Source organism: Mycobacterium sp. E3247 (assembly GCF_001667785.1).
Lineage (GTDB): Bacteria > Actinomycetota > Actinomycetes > Mycobacteriales > Mycobacteriaceae > Mycobacterium.
The window spans coordinates 67,115-84,063 of record NZ_LZJG01000489.1 but is presented as its reverse complement, the minus strand read 5'-3'; the positions used below and the strand labels follow the sequence as shown (position 1 = coordinate 84,063).

General features: G+C 68.5%; 17 protein-coding genes. 11 read left to right on the top strand and 6 right to left on the bottom strand.

The window, feature by feature from the left end; all coding sequences use genetic code 11:
* Window positions 1-65: 65 nt before the first annotated feature.
* On the top strand, window positions 66-617 hold the full coding sequence (locus A9X04_RS24170) for a TetR/AcrR family transcriptional regulator (protein ID WP_067926075.1): 552 nt from the start codon (window positions 66-68) through the stop codon (window positions 615-617).
* A 76-nt stretch (window positions 618-693) separates the two neighbouring features.
* Here the strand turns inward: A9X04_RS24170 and A9X04_RS24165 are convergent, their stop codons facing one another.
* Complete coding sequence (locus tag A9X04_RS24165; protein WP_067926072.1) at window positions 694-2,166, bottom strand: carboxyl transferase domain-containing protein; 1,473 nt, start codon at window positions 2,164-2,166, stop codon at window positions 694-696.
* A 27-nt stretch (window positions 2,167-2,193) separates the two neighbouring features.
* Between A9X04_RS24165 and A9X04_RS24160 the strand changes: the two genes are divergently transcribed.
* The 7 genes from A9X04_RS24160 (at window position 2,194) to A9X04_RS24130 (ending at window position 9,319) form a co-directional block, all read left to right on the top strand.
* Window positions 2,194-2,925, top strand: a complete 732-nt coding sequence (locus A9X04_RS24160) for an enoyl-CoA hydratase (RefSeq protein WP_067926070.1) — start codon at window positions 2,194-2,196, stop codon at window positions 2,923-2,925.
* A 5-nt stretch (window positions 2,926-2,930) separates the two neighbouring features.
* A complete protein-coding gene (locus tag A9X04_RS24155; protein ID WP_156764516.1) occupies window positions 2,931-4,043 on the top strand; it encodes an MBL fold metallo-hydrolase in 1,113 nt (370 codons plus the stop codon).
* 96 nt (window positions 4,044-4,139) lie between these two features.
* Window positions 4,140-5,717, top strand: a complete 1,578-nt coding sequence (locus tag A9X04_RS24150) for a serine hydrolase (RefSeq protein ID WP_067926067.1) — start codon at window positions 4,140-4,142, stop codon at window positions 5,715-5,717.
* The gene (locus A9X04_RS24145) at window positions 5,714-8,086 is read left to right on the top strand and encodes a cation-translocating P-type ATPase (protein ID WP_067926064.1); all 2,373 of its coding nucleotides are present in this window, start codon (window positions 5,714-5,716) and stop codon (window positions 8,084-8,086) included. Before A9X04_RS24150 ends, A9X04_RS24145 begins: the two co-directional genes overlap by 4 nt.
* Before the next feature lie 67 nt (window positions 8,087-8,153).
* Window positions 8,154-8,342: an antitoxin gene (locus tag A9X04_RS24140; protein ID WP_067926061.1), complete on the top strand. Its 189-nt coding sequence runs from the start codon at window positions 8,154-8,156 to the stop codon at window positions 8,340-8,342.
* A gap of 4 nt (window positions 8,343-8,346) precedes the next feature.
* The gene (locus A9X04_RS24135; RefSeq protein ID WP_067926058.1) at window positions 8,347-8,820 is read left to right on the top strand and encodes an SRPBCC family protein; all 474 of its coding nucleotides are present in this window, start codon (window positions 8,347-8,349) and stop codon (window positions 8,818-8,820) included.
* Window positions 8,821-8,884: 64 nt separating this feature from the next.
* Window positions 8,885-9,319, top strand: coding sequence for a hypothetical protein (locus A9X04_RS24130; RefSeq protein WP_067926056.1), 435 nt, complete (start codon window positions 8,885-8,887; stop codon window positions 9,317-9,319).
* Between the two features lie 5 nt (window positions 9,320-9,324).
* Here the strand turns inward: A9X04_RS24130 and A9X04_RS24125 are convergent, their stop codons facing one another.
* From A9X04_RS24125 to A9X04_RS24110, 4 genes are all read right to left on the bottom strand, one after another.
* Complete coding sequence (locus A9X04_RS24125; RefSeq protein ID WP_067926053.1) at window positions 9,325-9,807, bottom strand: VOC family protein; 483 nt, start codon at window positions 9,805-9,807, stop codon at window positions 9,325-9,327.
* Window positions 9,807-11,321, bottom strand: coding sequence for a carotenoid oxygenase family protein (locus A9X04_RS24120; RefSeq protein ID WP_067926045.1), 1,515 nt, complete (start codon window positions 11,319-11,321; stop codon window positions 9,807-9,809). The genes A9X04_RS24125 and A9X04_RS24120 overlap by 1 nt, the downstream gene beginning before the upstream one ends.
* Complete coding sequence (locus A9X04_RS24115) at window positions 11,311-12,549, bottom strand: acetyl-CoA acetyltransferase (protein WP_067926042.1); 1,239 nt, start codon at window positions 12,547-12,549, stop codon at window positions 11,311-11,313. Before A9X04_RS24115 ends, A9X04_RS24120 begins: the two co-directional genes overlap by 11 nt.
* 226 nt (window positions 12,550-12,775) lie before the next feature.
* Window positions 12,776-14,179 (bottom strand): MFS transporter, encoded by a 1,404-nt coding sequence (locus tag A9X04_RS24110; RefSeq protein ID WP_067926039.1) that lies wholly within the window; start codon window positions 14,177-14,179, stop codon window positions 12,776-12,778.
* Window positions 14,180-14,527: 348 nt separating this feature from the next.
* On the opposite strand from A9X04_RS24110, the gene A9X04_RS24105 reads away from it, so the two are divergent.
* The 3 genes from A9X04_RS24105 to A9X04_RS24100 all read left to right on the top strand — a co-directional run bounded on the left by A9X04_RS24105 (window position 14,528) and on the right by A9X04_RS24100 (window position 16,510).
* The gene (locus A9X04_RS24105; protein ID WP_067926036.1) at window positions 14,528-16,003 is read left to right on the top strand and encodes a DUF4185 domain-containing protein; all 1,476 of its coding nucleotides are present in this window, start codon (window positions 14,528-14,530) and stop codon (window positions 16,001-16,003) included.
* 84 nt (window positions 16,004-16,087) lie between these two features.
* The gene (locus A9X04_RS30605) at window positions 16,088-16,228 is read left to right on the top strand and encodes a hypothetical protein (protein WP_156751819.1); all 141 of its coding nucleotides are present in this window, start codon (window positions 16,088-16,090) and stop codon (window positions 16,226-16,228) included.
* 48 nt (window positions 16,229-16,276) lie between these two features.
* On the top strand, window positions 16,277-16,510 hold the full coding sequence (locus tag A9X04_RS24100) for a hypothetical protein (RefSeq protein ID WP_067926033.1): 234 nt from the start codon (window positions 16,277-16,279) through the stop codon (window positions 16,508-16,510).
* A 185-nt stretch (window positions 16,511-16,695) separates the two neighbouring features.
* Here A9X04_RS24100 and A9X04_RS30020 read toward each other — a convergent pair whose 3' ends face one another.
* Complete coding sequence (locus tag A9X04_RS30020) at window positions 16,696-16,893, bottom strand: DUF4193 family protein (RefSeq protein ID WP_369829014.1); 198 nt, start codon at window positions 16,891-16,893, stop codon at window positions 16,696-16,698.
* Between the last annotated feature and the right edge of the window lie 56 nt (window positions 16,894-16,949).

Here is a 16,949-nt window from a genome sequence, read left to right as displayed (position 1 = left end):
GGCATAACTCCATGGTCGCGCGTCGCTAGTGCTATGTCAACAGTTGTTGGCCTACAATCGTTGACATGAGACGGTCGTCGGACGAGACGAAGGCGGCGATCCTGGCGGCGGCGCGCGAGCGGTTCGGCGCGGCGGGGTTCCAGGGTGCGACGATTCGGGCCATCGCCGCCGACGCTGGGATCGATCCCGCGATGGTGATGCGGTATTACGGCAGCAAGGACAAGCTGTTCGCCGCGGCGGCGGAGTTCGACCTGCGGTTTCCCGACTTCGCGGCGACCGAGCCGACGCAGGTCGGGCGGTCGCTGGTGCGGCACTTTCTCGAACGCTGGGAGGGCGACGAGGCGCTGGTGATCCTGCTGCGGTCGAGCGCGACCAACGGCGAAGCGGCGCAACGGATGCAGGAGATCTTCGGAAACCAGATCCGGCCGCTGGTGGCCTCACTCGCGCCGGCGGAGGAGGTGGGGGTGAGGGCGGGGCTCATCGCCACGCAGATATTGGGGATGGCGTTGTGCCGCTTCGTGTTACGGCTCCCCCCGGTCGCGGAGATGACCCGCGACGAGATCGTCGACTGGCTCGGTCCGACCATTCAGCGCTATCTCGGCCTGCCGGAGGGCTGACTCGCGAGACTTAAACCACGGTGACGTTTTGCGGCGTGTCGTGGGCGTGGTTTACGTGTCGCGCGTTGTGCCGCGCTCAGGGCACTCCGATGCGGCGGTAGCGCCGCAATCGGGTGGCCAACCGCTCGTCGGCGGGCAGCTCGCGCAGGCCGTGCAGCTCGGCGGCGATGGCATGCGCGAGTCGCCGGCAGAACTCGACCGGCTCGTCGGCCGCGTCGGGATGTTCCGGGACGACGACGTCGGCAATTCCGGACCGCAGCAGGTCCGCCGAGCGGATACCTTGCGCGGCAGCGAGTTCGGGGGCGTGCGCGGTGTCACGGAAGACGATCGCGCTGGCGCCCTCCGGCGGCAGCGGCGCCAGCCACCCGTGCAGCGCGCACAGCACCCGATCGGCGGGAACCATCGCCAGCGCCGGCCCGCCGCTGCCCTGGCCGAGCAGCACCGAGACCGTCGGGGTGTCCAGGGTCACCAGCTCGGCTAGGCACTGGGCGATCTGGCCGGCGAGCCCACCCTGTTCGGCCTCCGCCGACAGGGCCGGGCCGGCGGTGTCGATCACCAGCACCAGCGGCAGGTGCAGTTCGGCGGCCAGCGCCATGCCCCGCCGGGCCTCGCGCAGGGACGCGGGGCCCACCATCCCGCCCGCCACCCGCTGCTGCCCGAGCACCACCGCGGGCTGTCCGGCGAAGCGGGCCAGTGCCAGCAGGGTGGTCGCCGCATCGCCCTGGCCGGTGCCCGACAACAGCACCCGATCGGTGGCGCCATGGCGCAGCAGCAGCCCGACACCGGGCCGATCGGGGCGCCGTGACGCCACCACGGAGTCCCACGCCGGCACGTCGGGTATCGGTTCGGGCGGCCGCGGTGCCGGCAGGGCCCCGGGCGGGTCGGCGATGACCGTCAGCGCGCGGTCCAGCATCCGGCGCAGCTGCTCCAGCGGTACGACGTCGTCGATCACGCCGTGGCGCTGCAGGTTCTCCGCCGTCTGGACGCCTTCGGGGAAGGGTTCGCCATAGAGCAGCTGGTACACGCGCGGCCCGAGGAAGCCGATCAGGGCGCCCGGCTCGGCGGCCGTGACGTGGCCCAGCGACCCCCAGGACGCGAACACCCCGCCGGTCGTGGGGTGGCGCAAATAGACGAGGTAGGGCAGGTGCGCCTGTTTGTGCAGCCGGACGGCGGCGGCGATCTTCACCATCTGCAGGAAGGCGACAGTGCCCTCCTGCATGCGGGTGCCGCCGGAGCTGGGCGAGGCCAGCAGCGGCAGCCGCTCGGCGGTCGCCCGCTGCATCGCGGCGGTGATCCGTTCGGCCGCCGCCACCCCGATGGAGCCGCCCAGGAAGCCGAACTCGCAGACCACCACCGCGACCCGGCGCCCGAAGATGCGGCCCTCGCCGGTCAGCACCGATTCGTCCAGGCCGGTGGCGGCCCGCGCGTCGGCCAGCTCTCGCGAATACTCCTCGCTGACCGGCACGGCGAGCGGCTCGCCGTCCCAGCGGATGAAAGAGCCCTCGTCGAGCACCGCGTCGCGCAGCTGAGCAGCCGTGATACGACTCACGACACGAGGCTATATAGGGTGGCTGCCATGATCGGTGTTACCCAGGACGAAGCCGTGCTGACCATCGAGCTGCAGCGTCCCGAGCGCCGCAACGCCCTCAACTCGCAGCTCGTCGAGGAGCTCCGGGAAACCTTCCAGAAGGCGAGCGACGGCTCCGTCCGGGCCATCGTGCTGACCGGCCAGGGCACGGTGTTCTGCGCCGGCGCGGACCTGAGCGGCGACGCGTTCGCCGCCGACTATCCCGACCGGCTCATCGAGCTGCACAAGTTGATGGACGCCACGCTGATCCCGCTGATCGGCGCCATCAACGGTCCAGCCATCGGCGCGGGCCTGCAGCTGGCCATGCGATGCGACCTGAGGGTCGTCGCGCCGGAGGCGTTCTTTCAGTTCCCGACGTCGAAATACGGCCTGGCGCTGGACAACTGGAGCATCCGGCGACTGTCCTCGCTGGTGGGTCACGGCCGGGCCAGCGCGATGCTGCTAACCGCCGAGAAGCTGACCGCAGACGCGGCGCTGCAGACCGGAATGGCCAACCGCATCGGGACACTCGCCGACGCCCAGGCCTGGGCCGCCGAGATCTCCGGCCTGGCGCCGCTGGCCATTCAGCACGCCAAACGGGTGCTCAACGACGACGGTGCCATGGAGGACTCGTTGCCGGAGCACAAGGAACTCTTCGACAAAGCCTGGAAGAGTCAGGACGTCATCGAGGCCCAGGTCGCGCGCATAGAGAAGCGACCGCCGAAGTTCCAGGGGGCCTGACAGCCATGCTGCGGGGGGCGCTGCGACTGGCCGCCGGCACGGCGTCGCTGGCGGCCGGCAGCTGGGTGGTGCGAGCGCTGCACGGCGCGCCGGCGGCACTCGGTGCCCACCCCACCGCCATCAGGGCGGTGGCGCAGGGCTCGCCCAACTACCGCGACGGCGTCTTCGTCAACCTCGATCCCGCCTCCGCCCTCACGATGGATCGCGAGGAGTTGCGGCTGGTCGCGTGGGAGTTGATCGGCAACCGGGGCGTCAGCCGGCCCGCCGCGCCGATCCCGTTGGCCGCGCCGGCCCTGTTCGACGGCGACCCCCGCCGGCTCGCCGTCAGCTGGTTCGGCCATTCGACGGCGCTGCTGGAAATCGACGGCTACCGGGTGCTCACCGACCCGGTGTGGAGCAATCGCTGCTCGCCGTCGGACCTCGTCGGACCGCAGCGGCTCCACCCGCCCCCGGTGCAACTGGAAGGGTTGCCGGCCGTCGACGCGGTGGTGATCAGCCACGACCACTACGACCACCTCGACATCGACACGGTGTTGGCGTTGACGCGCACGCAGCGGGCGCCGTTCTTCGTGCCGCTCGGTGTCGGCGCCCACCTGCGCGCCTGGGGGATACCGGAGCACCGAATCGTCGAGCTCGACTGGTATCAGAGCGCCCGGGTCGACGAGCTGACCGTGACTTGCGTTCCGGCGCGCCACTTTTCGGGTCGGTTCCTGGACCGCAATACGACGCTGTGGGCGTCTTGGGCGTTCGCCGGCCCGAACCACCGCGCGTACTTCGGCGGCGACACCGGCTACACGAAGAGCTTCGCTCACATCGGCGCCGACCACGGACCGTTCGACCTGACCCTGCTGCCCATCGGCGCCTACAACACCGCATGGCCGGACGTCCACATGAACCCGGAGGAGGCGGTCCGGGCGCACCGGGACCTCACCGACAAAGGGCTGCTCGTGCCGATCCATTGGGGCACCTTCCGGCTGGCCCCCCACCCGTGGGCCGAGCCGGTCGAACGCCTGCTCGCCGCCGCCGCACCCGAGCGGGTCGACGTGGCGGTTCCCGCCCCCGGCCAACGCATCGATCCCGCGGCGCCGCTCAAATCGAACGCCTGGTGGCGGCTCTGATTCGGGGTGCAGGCAACCTCGCCGCGCTGAGTTGAATTGCGCGGCTCCTTCTCGCGCCGCACGCGGCGCGCATCGTCGCCGCGCTAGGGTTCCGCCATGACGAAACGCGCGGCCGCCGCCGCTGTCACCGTGCTGCTCGGCATGACCGGATGTGGGCCCGCGCAACCGGTATCCAGCCCGCCCGCGCTCTCTGACGCACCGCCCAACGAGGTGTCCGGTGTGGCGATCCCGGCGGGGCGCATCGATCAGGCGGTGGCAAAGCTCGACGGCCTGGTCGGTGACCTGATGAAGAGCACCGGCGTCCCGGGAATGGCGGTGGCCGTCGTCCACGGTGGAAAAGTGCTGTACGCCAAGGGTTTCGGCATCAAGGACGCGAGCAGAGGGCAGGGACAGGACAACAAGGTGGACGCCGACACGGTCTTCCAGCTGGCGTCGGTGTCCAAATCGGTCGGCTCGACGGTGGTCGCGCATGAAGTGAGCGACGGCGCCGTCGCATGGGACACCCCGGTGGCGGCCAAGTTGCCGTGGCTGACGCTGAGCGATCCGTACGTCACCAGCCACGTGACCCTCGGAGACCTGTATTCGCATCGTTCCGGGCTGCCCGACCACGCCGGTGACAAGCTTGAAGACCTGGGCTACGACCGTCGGCAGACCCTCGAACGGCTGAAGTATCTGCCGCTCGCCCCCTTTCGGATCAGCTACGCCTACACCAACTATGGCGTGACCGCCGCCGCCGAGGCGGTGGCCGCCGCGGCGGGCAAGTCGTGGGAGGACCTGTCTGACGAGGCGCTCTACCGCCCCCTGGGCATGGCGTCGACCAGTTCGCGCTTCGCCGATTTCATCGCACGGCCCAACCACGCGGTCAACCACATGAAGATCGCGGGCAGGTGGGAGGCCCGGTTTCAGCGGGACCCGGACCCGCAGTCGCCTGCCGGCGGGGTGAGCTCCTCGGTCAACGACATGGCCCGCTGGCTGATGATGTTGCTGGGCAACGGAACATACGACGGCTGGCGGATCACCTCACCGGAAGCCCTGCTGGCCGCCACCAGCCCGCAGATCGTTTCGGCGCCCGCGAAAGCGCCCAACGCGCGCTCGGGGTTCTACGGATACGGCTTCAACGCGTCGGTCGATTCCTCGGGGCGCACCCAATACAGCCACTCCGGCGCCTTCGACCTGGGCGCCGCGACGAACTTCGTGGTCATGCCCGCGGAGAACCTGGGCATCATCGCGCTGACGAACGGCGCGCCCTACGGCATCCCGGAAACGCTGACCGCCGAATTCATGGATCTCGTCGTGTACGGCCAGATCCGCGAGGATTGGGCGGCTCTGTACCAGAAGGCGATCGGCTGGCTCAACAATCCCGAGGGCTCGCTGGTCGGCAAGCAGCCGCCGGCCCGGCCCGCCCCGCCCAGGCCGCTCGTCGACTATGCCGGGGTCTATGGGAACGATTACTGGGGACCCGCCGTGGTGACCGAACACGACGGCGCGCTGCAGCTGGCGATGGGTCCGAAGAACCGGACGGTCGCCCTGACGCACTGGGACGGCGACACCTTCACCTTTGCTCTGACCGACGAAAACGCGCCGCCGGGAACGGTTTCCAAGGCAACATTTGCGGGGCCGACACTGAACCTTGAGTACTACGACTCCGACAAGCTGGGAACGTTCACCCGATGATCGCGGGCCTGACCGATGCCGAGGTCGCGCAGCGGGTCACTGAAGGCAAGAGCAACGCCGTCCGGGAGCGTGCCACCCGCAGCATCCCGGACATCGTGCGGGCCAACGTCTTCACCCGCATCAACGCGATCCTGGGGGTGTTGCTGCTGATCGTGGTGGCGACCGGCTCGCTGATCAACGGCATGTTCGGCCTGCTGATCGTGGCCAACAGCGTCGTCGGCATGGTCCAGGAGATCCGGGCCAAAAAGACGCTGGACACCCTCGCCATCGTCGGACAGGCAAAGCCTCTGGTGCGCAGGCAATCCGGGACCCGCACCTTGCTGCCCGCCGAGGTGGTGCTCGACGACATCATCGAACTCGGACCGGGCGACCAGGTGGTCGTCGACGGTCAGGTCCTCGAAGAGGCCAACCTGGAGGTCGACGAGTCGTTGCTGACCGGCGAGGCCGACCCCATCACCAAGGCCGTCGGCGACGCGGTGATGTCGGGCAGCTTCGTCGTCGCCGGCACGGGCGCCTACCGTGCCACGAAGGTGGGACCGGAGGCCTATGCCGCCAGGCTCGCCGAGGAGGCCAGCAAGTTCACGCTGGTCAAATCCGAACTGCGCAACGGCATCAACCGGATCCTGCAGTTCATCACCTACCTGCTGGTGCCGGCCGGACTGCTGACGATCTACACGCAGTTGTTCACCACCCACGTGGGCTGGCGGCAGTCCGTGCTGCGGGCGGTGGGTGCGCTGGTGCCGATGGTGCCCGAGGGCCTGGTGCTGTTGACGTCGGTCGCCTTCGCCGTCGGGGTTATCCGGCTCGGCCAGCGCCGGTGCCTGGTGCAGGAGCTGCCCGCCATCGAGGGACTCGCGCGGGTCGACGTGGTCTGCGCGGACAAGACGGGCACGCTCACCGAGAACGGCATGCGCGTCGCGGGCGTCGAGGAACTCGAAGCGGCACGGCGGCACAGCGTCGACGACGCGCTGGCGGCACTGGCCGCCGCCGACCCGCGCCCCAACGCCAGCATGCAGGCGATCGCCGAGACCTATCGCCGGCCGCCGGATTGGATCGCCACGGCGACCGCGCCGTTCAAGTCGTCCACCAAGTGGAGCGGGGTGTCCTACTCCAGCCACGGCAACTGGGTGATCGGGGCGCCGGATGTGCTGCTCGACCCGGCGTCGGCCGCGGCCGAACGCGCCGAGCGGATCGGCGCGCAAGGTCTGCGGGTGCTGCTCGTGGGCACCGGCGACGTGGCCGTCAACCACCCGGACGCCCCAGGCCGCGTCACCCCCGTCGCGCTGGTGGTCCTCGAGCAAAGGGTGCGTCCCGACGCCGCGGAAACGCTGGATTACTTTGCCGAACAAGGGGTTTCCGTCAAGGTGATCTCCGGCGACAACGCGGTGTCCGTCGCGGCCGTCGCCGACCAGCTCGGGCTGCGCGGTGAAACCATGGACGCGCGCCGGCTACCGTCCGGGCCCGCGCAACTGGCCGACGCGCTGGACACGCACACCACCTTCGGGCGCGTGCGGCCCGACCAGAAGCGGGCGATGGTGCACGCCCTGCAATCGCATGGGCACACCGTCGCGATGACCGGCGACGGCGTCAACGACGTGCTGGCCCTCAAGGATGCCGACATCGGCGTCGCGATGGGAGCCGGCAGCCCGGCATCGCGCGCCGTCGCGCAGATCGTGTTGCTGGACAACCGGTTTGCCACCCTGCCGTATGTCGTCGGCGAGGGCCGGCGGGTGATCGGCAATATCGAGCGGGTGGCCAACCTGTTCTTGACCAAGACCGTCTACTCGGTCCTGCTGGCGCTGCTGGTGGGCATCGAATGCCTGTTCGCCGGGCCGCTCAAGGCCGACCCCCTGCTGTACCCGTTCCAGCCCATCCACGTCACCATCGCCGCGTGGTTCACCATCGGAATCCCGGCGTTCATCCTGTCGTTGGCCCCCAACAACGAACGCGCCAATCCCGGGTTCGTGCGGCGGGTGCTCACTTCGGCGTTGCCGTCCGGGCTGATCGTCGGCGCCGCGACGTTCGCCTCCTACCTGGTGGCCTATCACGGCCGGCACGCGACGTTTCAGGAACAGGAGCAGGCGTCGACCGCGGCCCTGATCACGCTGCTGATGACGGCGCTGTGGGTGCTCGCGGTGGTGGCGCGGCCCTACCAGTGGTGGCGGGTCGCGCTGGTCATCGGCTCCGGCCTGGCCTACGTGGTGATCTTCAGCCTCCCGCTGGCCCGCAAGGCGTTCCTGCTCGATCCCTCCGATGTCGTGGTGACGTCGACCGCCGCGGGGATCGGCGTGCTGGGCGCCGCCGCCGTCGAGGCGATGTGGTGGATGCGGGCCCGGATCCTGGGCGTGCACCCGCGGTTGTGGCGCTGACCGCCCGATCGCCCGCGTGTGCGGTTCCACCCGGCAAGTAGGATTTCGGCGGGGAAAGGACGGGTACATGGGATTCCTGGACAAGGCCAAAGAGCTGTTGTCGCAGAACGCCGACAAGGTCGAGACGGCGATCGACAAGGCCGGCGAATTCGTCGACGACAAGACGCAGGGCAAGTACTCCGACACCATCCACAAAGTGCAAGAAGAGGCCAAGAAGGCGGCCGAACAAGCGGCAAAAGGCGACAACCAGAACTGAGCTCATGGCGAAACTCTCCGGATCCATCGACGTCCCGCTGCCACCCGAGGTGGCCTGGAAGCATGCCTCGGATCTGTCCCGGTATAAGGACTGGCTCACCATTCACCGGGTGTGGCGCAGCACACTGCCCGACGACATCGACAAGGGCACGGTCGTGGAGTCGATCGTCGAAGTCAAGGGCATGTACAACCGGATCAGGTGGACGGTCGTTCGGTACAAGCCACCGGAGGGCATGACGCTCAACGGCGACGGCGTCGGTGGCGTCAAGGTCAAACTCATGGCCAAAGTTCAGCCCGCCGAGGAGGGCTCCGTCGTCAGCTTCGACGTCCACCTCGGTGGCCCGGCACTGTTCGGGCCGATCGGCATGATCGTCGCCGCCGCGCTGCGGGGCGACATCGACACGTCGCTGCAGAACTTCGTCACGGTGTTCACTCGGCCCGACCCCGGCATGAACGGTTCCGGCGGCGGCCACCGCTGACCGAGCAGCGCCACGCTAGCGTGACGCCCACGGGGCCGGTCCCCGGTCGGCTAATCTCGCTGACATGACTCGCCGGCTGCGCCCTGGTTGGCTGGTGGCGCTTTTCGCGCTGGTGATCTCGGCCAGCTCGTGGCTGCCCTGGCTGACTACGGCGGTCAACGGCGGGGGCTGGGCCAGCGGCATCGGGGGCGCTCACGGCAACTTGGAACTTCCGCGGGGGTTCGGCGCCGGCCAGCTCATCGTGCTGTTGTCCTCGGCGCTGCTGGTGACCGGGGCGATGGTGGGTCGCGGCCTGGCGGTGCGGCTCGCTTCGGTTGCGGCGCTGGTGATTTCCTTGCTCATCGTCGCCCTGACGGCGTGGTACTACAAGCTCAACGTCAATCCGCCGGTGTCGGCCCAATACGGCCTCTACGTCGCCGCGATCGCGGCGGTCTGTGCGGTGGTGTGTTCGATCGCCGCCGTCGTCGCGGCGCTGGCTTCCGGTCGGTCCGGTCGCTGAGGTCTCTACGGCGACGGGAACTCGTGTGTCCCCGACGCGGAGCTGTCGGCGGGCTCGTTGACGCCGAACACGAACGGGGCGAACACGATTTCGCGGCCGTCGGGGTCGCGGTAGGTGATCGCGCCCGTCGCCTCCCAGTACGGATGCTGTTCGACCGGTTCGATGCCCGCCGCTTGCAGGCGGACGATCGCCGCCTGCTGCGCCTGCCGGTCGGGGAAGTACAGGCACAGCTGTTCGTGGGGGTCCACCGCGACGGGCTCGACGGATTCCACGATCTCCAGGGTCAGGTTCCAGCTGGGCAGGCCGAAGATCGCGCCGTTGCTGCCGTAGCTGTCGCCGAACGTCTCGTAGAGCGGCAACCCCACCAGCTCGCGGTAAAACCGCACCGCCTCTTGGAAGTTCGACGACCGGCGCGCGAAGCGAATGCCGCCGATCGACGCCAGCTGCATCGGCCAGTGCGTGGTCCGGCGGGGCTTGTGGACGTCCATCACAGCCCGACCGCGGTCGCCGCCGACTCCGCGGTGTCCCAGCGCCGGAGCTGCTCGCCGGGCGCCCACGTCGCATGGGTGCCGCTGGAAATGCGCTCCGGCAGTTGAATTCTGCATACCGGGCCGTCGGCCACGCGCGCGGCGTCGAGAACCACGCAATACGAGGCGTCGGTATTCATGTCGGTGGTCAAGGTGATCAGGTAGCCGTCGTCCTCGCCGGTGGCACCGCGCCGCGGCGCCATCGCCGTCTCGCTGCCGTAGACGCCGTCGCCGAAGGAGAATTCCTGTTGGCTACCGGTGCGCAGATCGTGTTTGACCAGCCCGTCGAAGAGGAACCAGCCCGGTTTGCCCGTGGCGGCATAGGCGTAGCGGTAGTCGCTTGCGGCGTAGTCGGGGTTGATGGTCCCGAACTCGGTGACCGACTCCGACAGCCGCTCCTCGCGCACGGCGCCGGTGGCCAGGTTGAAACGCCACCGGTGCAGCCGGGATTGCAGCCGATCCAGCGCCAGGAACCGGAACAGCTTGTCCCACTTGGTGCCACCGTTGTCAATCGGCGAAGGGTCGCCCTCGAAGAAGCCGTCGAGCACGATCTCGTCACCGTCCTCGTAGGCGTTGACGAAGTGCAACACGAACGTGGGGTCCGCCTCGAACCATCGGATGTCCCCGGTTCCGCCCCGGCGGGGCAGGACCGCGAAACGCGACGGCAGGTCGGGATGAAAGCCCGGCAGGTGCACGTCCTGCTCGAGCAGGACGGGGTCCCAGAACAACGGAAAGTCGTTGAGAATCACGTAGTTTTCGGTGAATGCCATGTCGTGCGGCAGCCGCGGCCCGGGCAGGGGAATGTCGACGTAGTGGACGAGCTCGCCGTTCTCGTCGACCACGCCGTAGCGCATGTACGGGTCGCGCTTGCTGTAATTGAAGAACAGCAGTTCACCGGTTCTGCTGTCCACCTTCGGGTGCGCGGACACACCCCACTCGGTGGGGAAGCGCCCGTTCCAGGTCTCCTTGCCCAGGGTTTCACCCGACCACGGATTGACGCGGTAGAGGTCGCCGCACTGGTAGAAGCTGGTCAGCGCGACGCCCCGGTGCACGATGACGTCGGTGCTCGACGCGTCCTTCATCAGGGTGCGAGCGCTCCAGCCGTCCTTGCGCTTGGCCAACTGCACGGGCTCGGCCAGCCCCGGCCAGAGTGGCTCACCGGCCTCGTTCTCCGCCAGGAAGCCGTCGGTGCGCACAAAGCGGTTGCGATAGAAGGCTTTTCCATCGCGGAATCCGACGATGTGCAGCATGCCGTCGCCGTCGAAGGGGTGATACGTCTTCAGGGCGGGGTGCAGCGGATTTTCGGTGTTCCGCAGGTAGATGCCATCCAGGTCGTGCGGGATCTGCCCTTCCACGGCGGTGAGGTCGTCGGCGTTCCACTCGGTGGTCTGGGGACGCCACGGCCCGGTGCGGTAGGGGTGGTCGTCGTCTTCGGGCAGTGTGGACAAGAACTTGCCGACGAGCTCAACGTCCATGTCGCGCGCCTTCCGCCGTGGCGACAACGAAACTCACGGTGGTGGCGGTGCTGCCGCCGAAATTGAGGGTGCCGAACGTCCTCGCCCCGTCGACCTGATACTCGCCGGCCGCGCCACTGACCTGTTTGGCCGCGTCGAGCAGCATGCGCACGCCGGAGGCCCCGACCGGGTGGCCGCCGCCGATGAGGCCGCCGCTGGGATTGATGGGGAGCCGGCCGCCGAGCTCGATCTCGCCGTTTTCGATGGCCTTCCAGGACTCACCGGGGCCGGTCAACCCGATGTGGTCGATGGCCAGGTACTCGCTGGGCGTGAAACAGTCGTGCACCTCGTAGCCGTCGACGTGGTCGAGCGTCAGCCGGGCGCGCCGCAACGCATCGTGCACCGCGGCCCGCACGTGCGGAAGGATGTAGGGGTCGTCCGCGGCTCGGTCCAGCTTCTGCCGCAGGCCCAGTCCCACCGTCCGGTGCCCCCAACCCTCGATGCGGCCGATCGGGCGCGCATCCGGGTGATCGCGCAGACAGGCATCCCCGACCAACACCAATCCTGCGGCACCGTCGGTCATTTGGCTGCAGTCAAAGCGCCGCAACCGGCCCTCGGTGACGGGGTTGGTGGTGTCGTCGTCCGTGATGGGGTCCGGGACCGTCCATGCCCGGGTCTGGGCGTTGGGGTTACGCCGGGCGTTCGCGAAGTTCAGCTGCGCAATGGCGCGCAGATGTGCGTCGTCCAAGCCGTAGCGTCGGTCGTATTCGTCGGCGACCGCGGCGAACATCGACGGCCACACGTACCGCGCGTCGGCCCCCTCGTGACCCGTCCACGCTGCCGCTCCCAGGTGTTGCGCCGCGGTGTCACCGGGCACGGTCTTCTCGAGCTCGATGCCCACCACCAGCGCGGTGTCATAGGCACCGGACCGCAGATCGGCCATCGCGGACAGGGCGGCGACGCTGCCCGACGCGCACGCGGCCTCGTGCCGGGAGGCCGGGGTGTCCCAGAGATCGGGGCAGACCGTCGCGGGCATCGCCCCGAGGTGACCCTGGCGGGCGAACATCTCACCGAAGGCGTTCGCCACGTGGACCACTTCGATGTCGGCGGCGTTGATCTTGGCCGAGGCCAGCGTGGCCTCGACGATCTCGGCGGTCAGGGCGGCGAAGTCGCGGCCCTCTCTGGTGAGGTTGCGGGCGAAATCGGTTTGGCAGCCGCCCAGGATCCAGACGCCGGCTGAGCCATCCATACGCCGCAGGCTACTCCTGGACGGCCTCGTCGTTGGGTCGTATCCGCGAGCGGGTCATGGTTAAGGAGGGCCCGCAAAATGAGGGCGGCCCCGTCGGCTCTCGGGCTGAACCGACGGGACCTAGGCGAACGCGAAGGCCGGCCGACGCGTGCGCCTCTCATGGAACATTGCCCCGTACCGCGGCGGACAAACATGCGGGTTACGCGTGACGGCGTCGCACACGGGTTCAGATGGCGCCCTCGACGAGCTCGCTGCCGTCCGATCGGAGCGCCGCATCGGTCCGTTGTCTGCGGGCGTCGGCGGAGTCGAGGGCGGCCAAGTCGATGCCCTTGGTCTCGGCGGCGGCGAGGACGGCCAGGGCGCTCACCGCGGCGGTTGCGGCCAGGTACCACGCGATGGGCACCGCGGACCGGTAGGTCTCGAGCAGGCGAACCGCGATGATCGGCGCCAGCGAACCGGCCAAGATCGAGGTGACCTGGTAACCGAGGGACACCCCCGAATACCGCATGCGGGTGGGGAACATCTCGGCCATGGCCGCCGGCTGGACCGCGTACATCAGGCCGTGAAAGACCAGACCGATGACGATCGCCGACATGATGACGGCGTTGCGTCCGCTGTTCATCATCGGGAACGCGAAGAAGCCCCAGGTGCACGCGCAGAGCGCGCCGATGAAATAGATTGGCCGCCTGCCCAATCGATCGCTGAGGCTGCCGGCCAGCGGGATGACGGCGAAGTGGACGGCGTGCGCGGCCAGCAGCCACCACAGGATCGTCTTGGTGTCGGCGTGCACGTGGACCTTCAGATAGGTGATGGAGAAGGTGACGACGAGGTAGTACATGGTGTTCTCGCCGAGGCGCATGCCCATGGCGGTGAAAACGCCACGCGGATAGCGCTTTAGCACCTCGAAGACACCGAGCCGGCTGGCGTTGATGCGGTCGTCCTGACGCTGCGCTTCGTAGAAGATCGGCGCGTCGGTCACCTTGGTGCGGATGTAGTAACCGATCAGGACCACGACCGCGGACAGCCAGAACCCCACGCGCCAGCCCCAGCCCAGGAACGCCGCATCCGAGAGCGTCGAGGTGAGCATCAGCAGCACCACGGTGGCGAGCATGTTCCCGCCGGGGACGCCCGCCTGCGGCCAGCTGGCCCAGAACCCGCGGTGGGACTTCGGGCTGTGCTCGGCGACCAGCAGGATCGCCCCGCCCCACTCGCCGCCGACGGCGAAGCCCTGCAGGAAGCGCAGCACCACCAGCAACGCCGGGGCCCAGTAGCCGATCTGGGCGAAGGTGGGCAGGCAGCCCATCGCGAACGTGGAGACGCCGACCAGCAGCAGGCTGAGCTGCAGCAGTTTCTTTCGGCCGTACCGGTCGCCGAACTGGCCGAAGACGATGCCGCCGAGGGGGCGGGCGGCGAAGCCCACCGCATAGGTCACGAAGGCGGCCAGGATCGCGTCGAGCTCGTTGCCGCCCCGGGGGAAGAACACTTTGCTGAAGACCAGGGTGGCGGCGGTGCCGTAGAGGAAGAATTCGTACCATTCCACCACCGTGCCCGCCATGGACGCGGCGACCACGCGGCGAAGATACGCTGGGCTTTGGATCAGCTTGCCGCGCAGATCATTACGCACAGTCATCGGTCGCCCTCCTTGGCGGGCCGCGCACCCGGGCAGCCGGGCCGTGTTTGCCGGGGTTGGCCGCAGCGCTAGCCGACGGCGATGACGGGTGTGCTGGCGGATGGGAGCGTACCTGGCCCCAGGGGCCCATCGCACGGTGTTCGGCGAGATGCTCCGTGGCGGTCAGGCACGCGCCTGCGCGGTCACTGCGATCGGGCGGGTGATGACCGGGGGCGGGCTGCGTTGCGACACGGTCACGGATGCGTACCTATTGTCGCATCACTAGTCACAACTGCCGCGCTGATCACTATCGTCACATGAGCCAACTGCGGACGTCAATGCGGTGTCCCGCCGCTCGAAAGGTGTTACATGTCGGCGATTCTTCGAAGTGTGTCGCTATCGATGGCGTCGGCGGCCGCTGTCGGACTCGTCTACGTGGTCGGTCCCGCACCGTCGGCCAATGCCACCCCATGCGGCGCGCCGGAAGCGAACGTCGACCCACCCGCCGCGCCGCCGGCGATGCCCGCGCCCCAGCCGGTCGTCCAGCCGCCCACCGGGCGCAGACCCAGCCACGCCAACGACCAGGCGCCGCTGCCCAAACTGGGCCCGCTGATCTCGTCGTTCCTCAAGCCGGCGATCCCTCGGCAGGTCGCCCCGATGAGGCCGCAGGCGGAGGTGTTACCGCCCGGTCCCAATCCGCCGGCCCCCGGCCTCGCACAGCCGCCGAACGCCGGTCAGTTGCAGCCGAACGCGGCCCCGGTCCCGCCGCCGCAACCCGCGCCGGCGCCGCCCCCCTCGATCGCGGGGGCGCCGACGTCGCTGGTCGACTGGGTGACCGGGCCCGACGGCCCGAACAAGACTCTGCAGCGGTTCAGCATCTCCGGTACCGACCTCGGAATCGCCTGGGACAACGGGGATCCGGCGAACCGCCAGGTGCTGATGGCCTTCGGTGACACCTTCGGCTACTGCAAGGTCAAGGGCCAGCAGTGGCGCTACAACACACTCTTCCGCAGCTCGGACCGCGATCTGTCGCACGGCATCCACATCGCCGAAGGCGTCCCCAACGACCGGTACTCAGGTTCACCGGTGTGGGCGCCGAGCCTGTCCAAGCAGGTCGTCAACACCATCCACAAGGCTGCCCACGAGACCGGGATCATTCCCACCGCCGGCATCGCGATCGGCCGGACGCAGTACATGAGCTACATGTCCATCCGGCAGTGGGGCCGCGACGGCGAATGGTCGACGAACTACTCGGCGATCGCGCGGTCCAACGACAACGGCCAGAACTGGGGGATCTTTCCCACCTCGATCCGCACCGCCTCAGCGGACGCCATCCCGGGAGCCGGGTTCACTCCCGGCAACGAGAACTTCCAGATGGGTGCGTTCATGAAGGGCAACGACGGTTACCTCTACCAGTTCGGGACCCCATCGGGACGCGGTGGCGCGGCCTTCCTGTCGCGCGTGCCCCCGGGTCAGCTGCCCGACCTCACCAAGTACCAGTACTGGAACGGCGACGAGGGCGGCCGCTGGGTCCCGAACAATCCGGGTGCGGCCACACCGATCTTCCCGGGGCCGGTGGGCGAGATGTCGGCCCAGTACAACAACTACCTCAAGCAGTATCTGGTGCTTTACACCAACGGCGGCAGCAACGACGTGGTGGCACGCACCGCCCCGACCCCGCAGGGGCCGTGGAGCCCGGAGCAACCGCTGGTGTCGTCGTTCTCCATGCCCGGTGGCATCTACGCGCCGATGATCCACCCGTGGTCGTCGGGGCGCGACCTGTATTTCAACCTGTCGCTGTGGTCGGCGTACGACGTAATGCTGATGCACACCGTCTTGCCCTAATCGTGATCGTGTCGCACCCCCAATAGTCGGTATACGTGTCGCACCCTGAATAGAGCGGGGGCCTAGCGAGAGAGGAGATCGCCGATGATCACCTTCGACAACCCGGCCACATCGACCGCCAGCAAGCCGAGGCGGCCAGACATCGAGGTGCGTATCGAGGGCGTGCACCGCAGGGGCGGCGCCGTCCGGCTGGGCATCGTGCTCGACGGTCGGATGGCAACCTAACCCCACGGGTCGGCCGCCGGCCGCATTGGCCGGGGCAAGATGTAACGCGTGAGTTGGGCCAAGCGCGAGGCGAAGGCGCTCGCGGATACGACACTGACGGGCGCCGCGCTGCTCGCCGAGCTCGAAGACTATGTCCGCGTGCACAATCCGGGACTGACGGACGTTCGGCTCGAGCGGGCGACCGCGACCGAGGAGTACGACAACAGCGTGGAGCCGCATCGACGGTGGTATGTGGTCACCTACCTGGCCGACGATGGCGAGGGTTATGGGATCAAGCCATGAGCTGTCGCCGTGAGTGGCGCCCACTTTGACCGTCATGCGTCGCCTGTTACCGGCCAGGATCGGCGAAAAGATCGGCGCTGATCTTGGCCAGCGCCGCGCGCACCATCGTGGAACGGCGGGAGGGCATGCGGTCGGGGATATCGCCGGCGCGACAGGTCCCGGCTTGGCTCGAAGTAGTGCGGACGTCAGCGGCGTTTCGGTGAGGCCCCTGGGTGTGAGGGTGGTGGTTGGTCGCAATCGGTGCATATGGGTTGGGCATGGATGTTGCTGGCCAATCGGCGTTTGTGCTGCACCAGATAGCAATGGGCACAAGTAAATTCATCGACTTGTTGAGGGAGAACCTGGGTTTGGAGTGCGTCACGGGAGAGGTCGGCGCCCGGCAGCTCGAGGGTTCGGCGGTGTCGATGTCCTCGCTGAAAAGCGAATCCTGGCAGCTTCG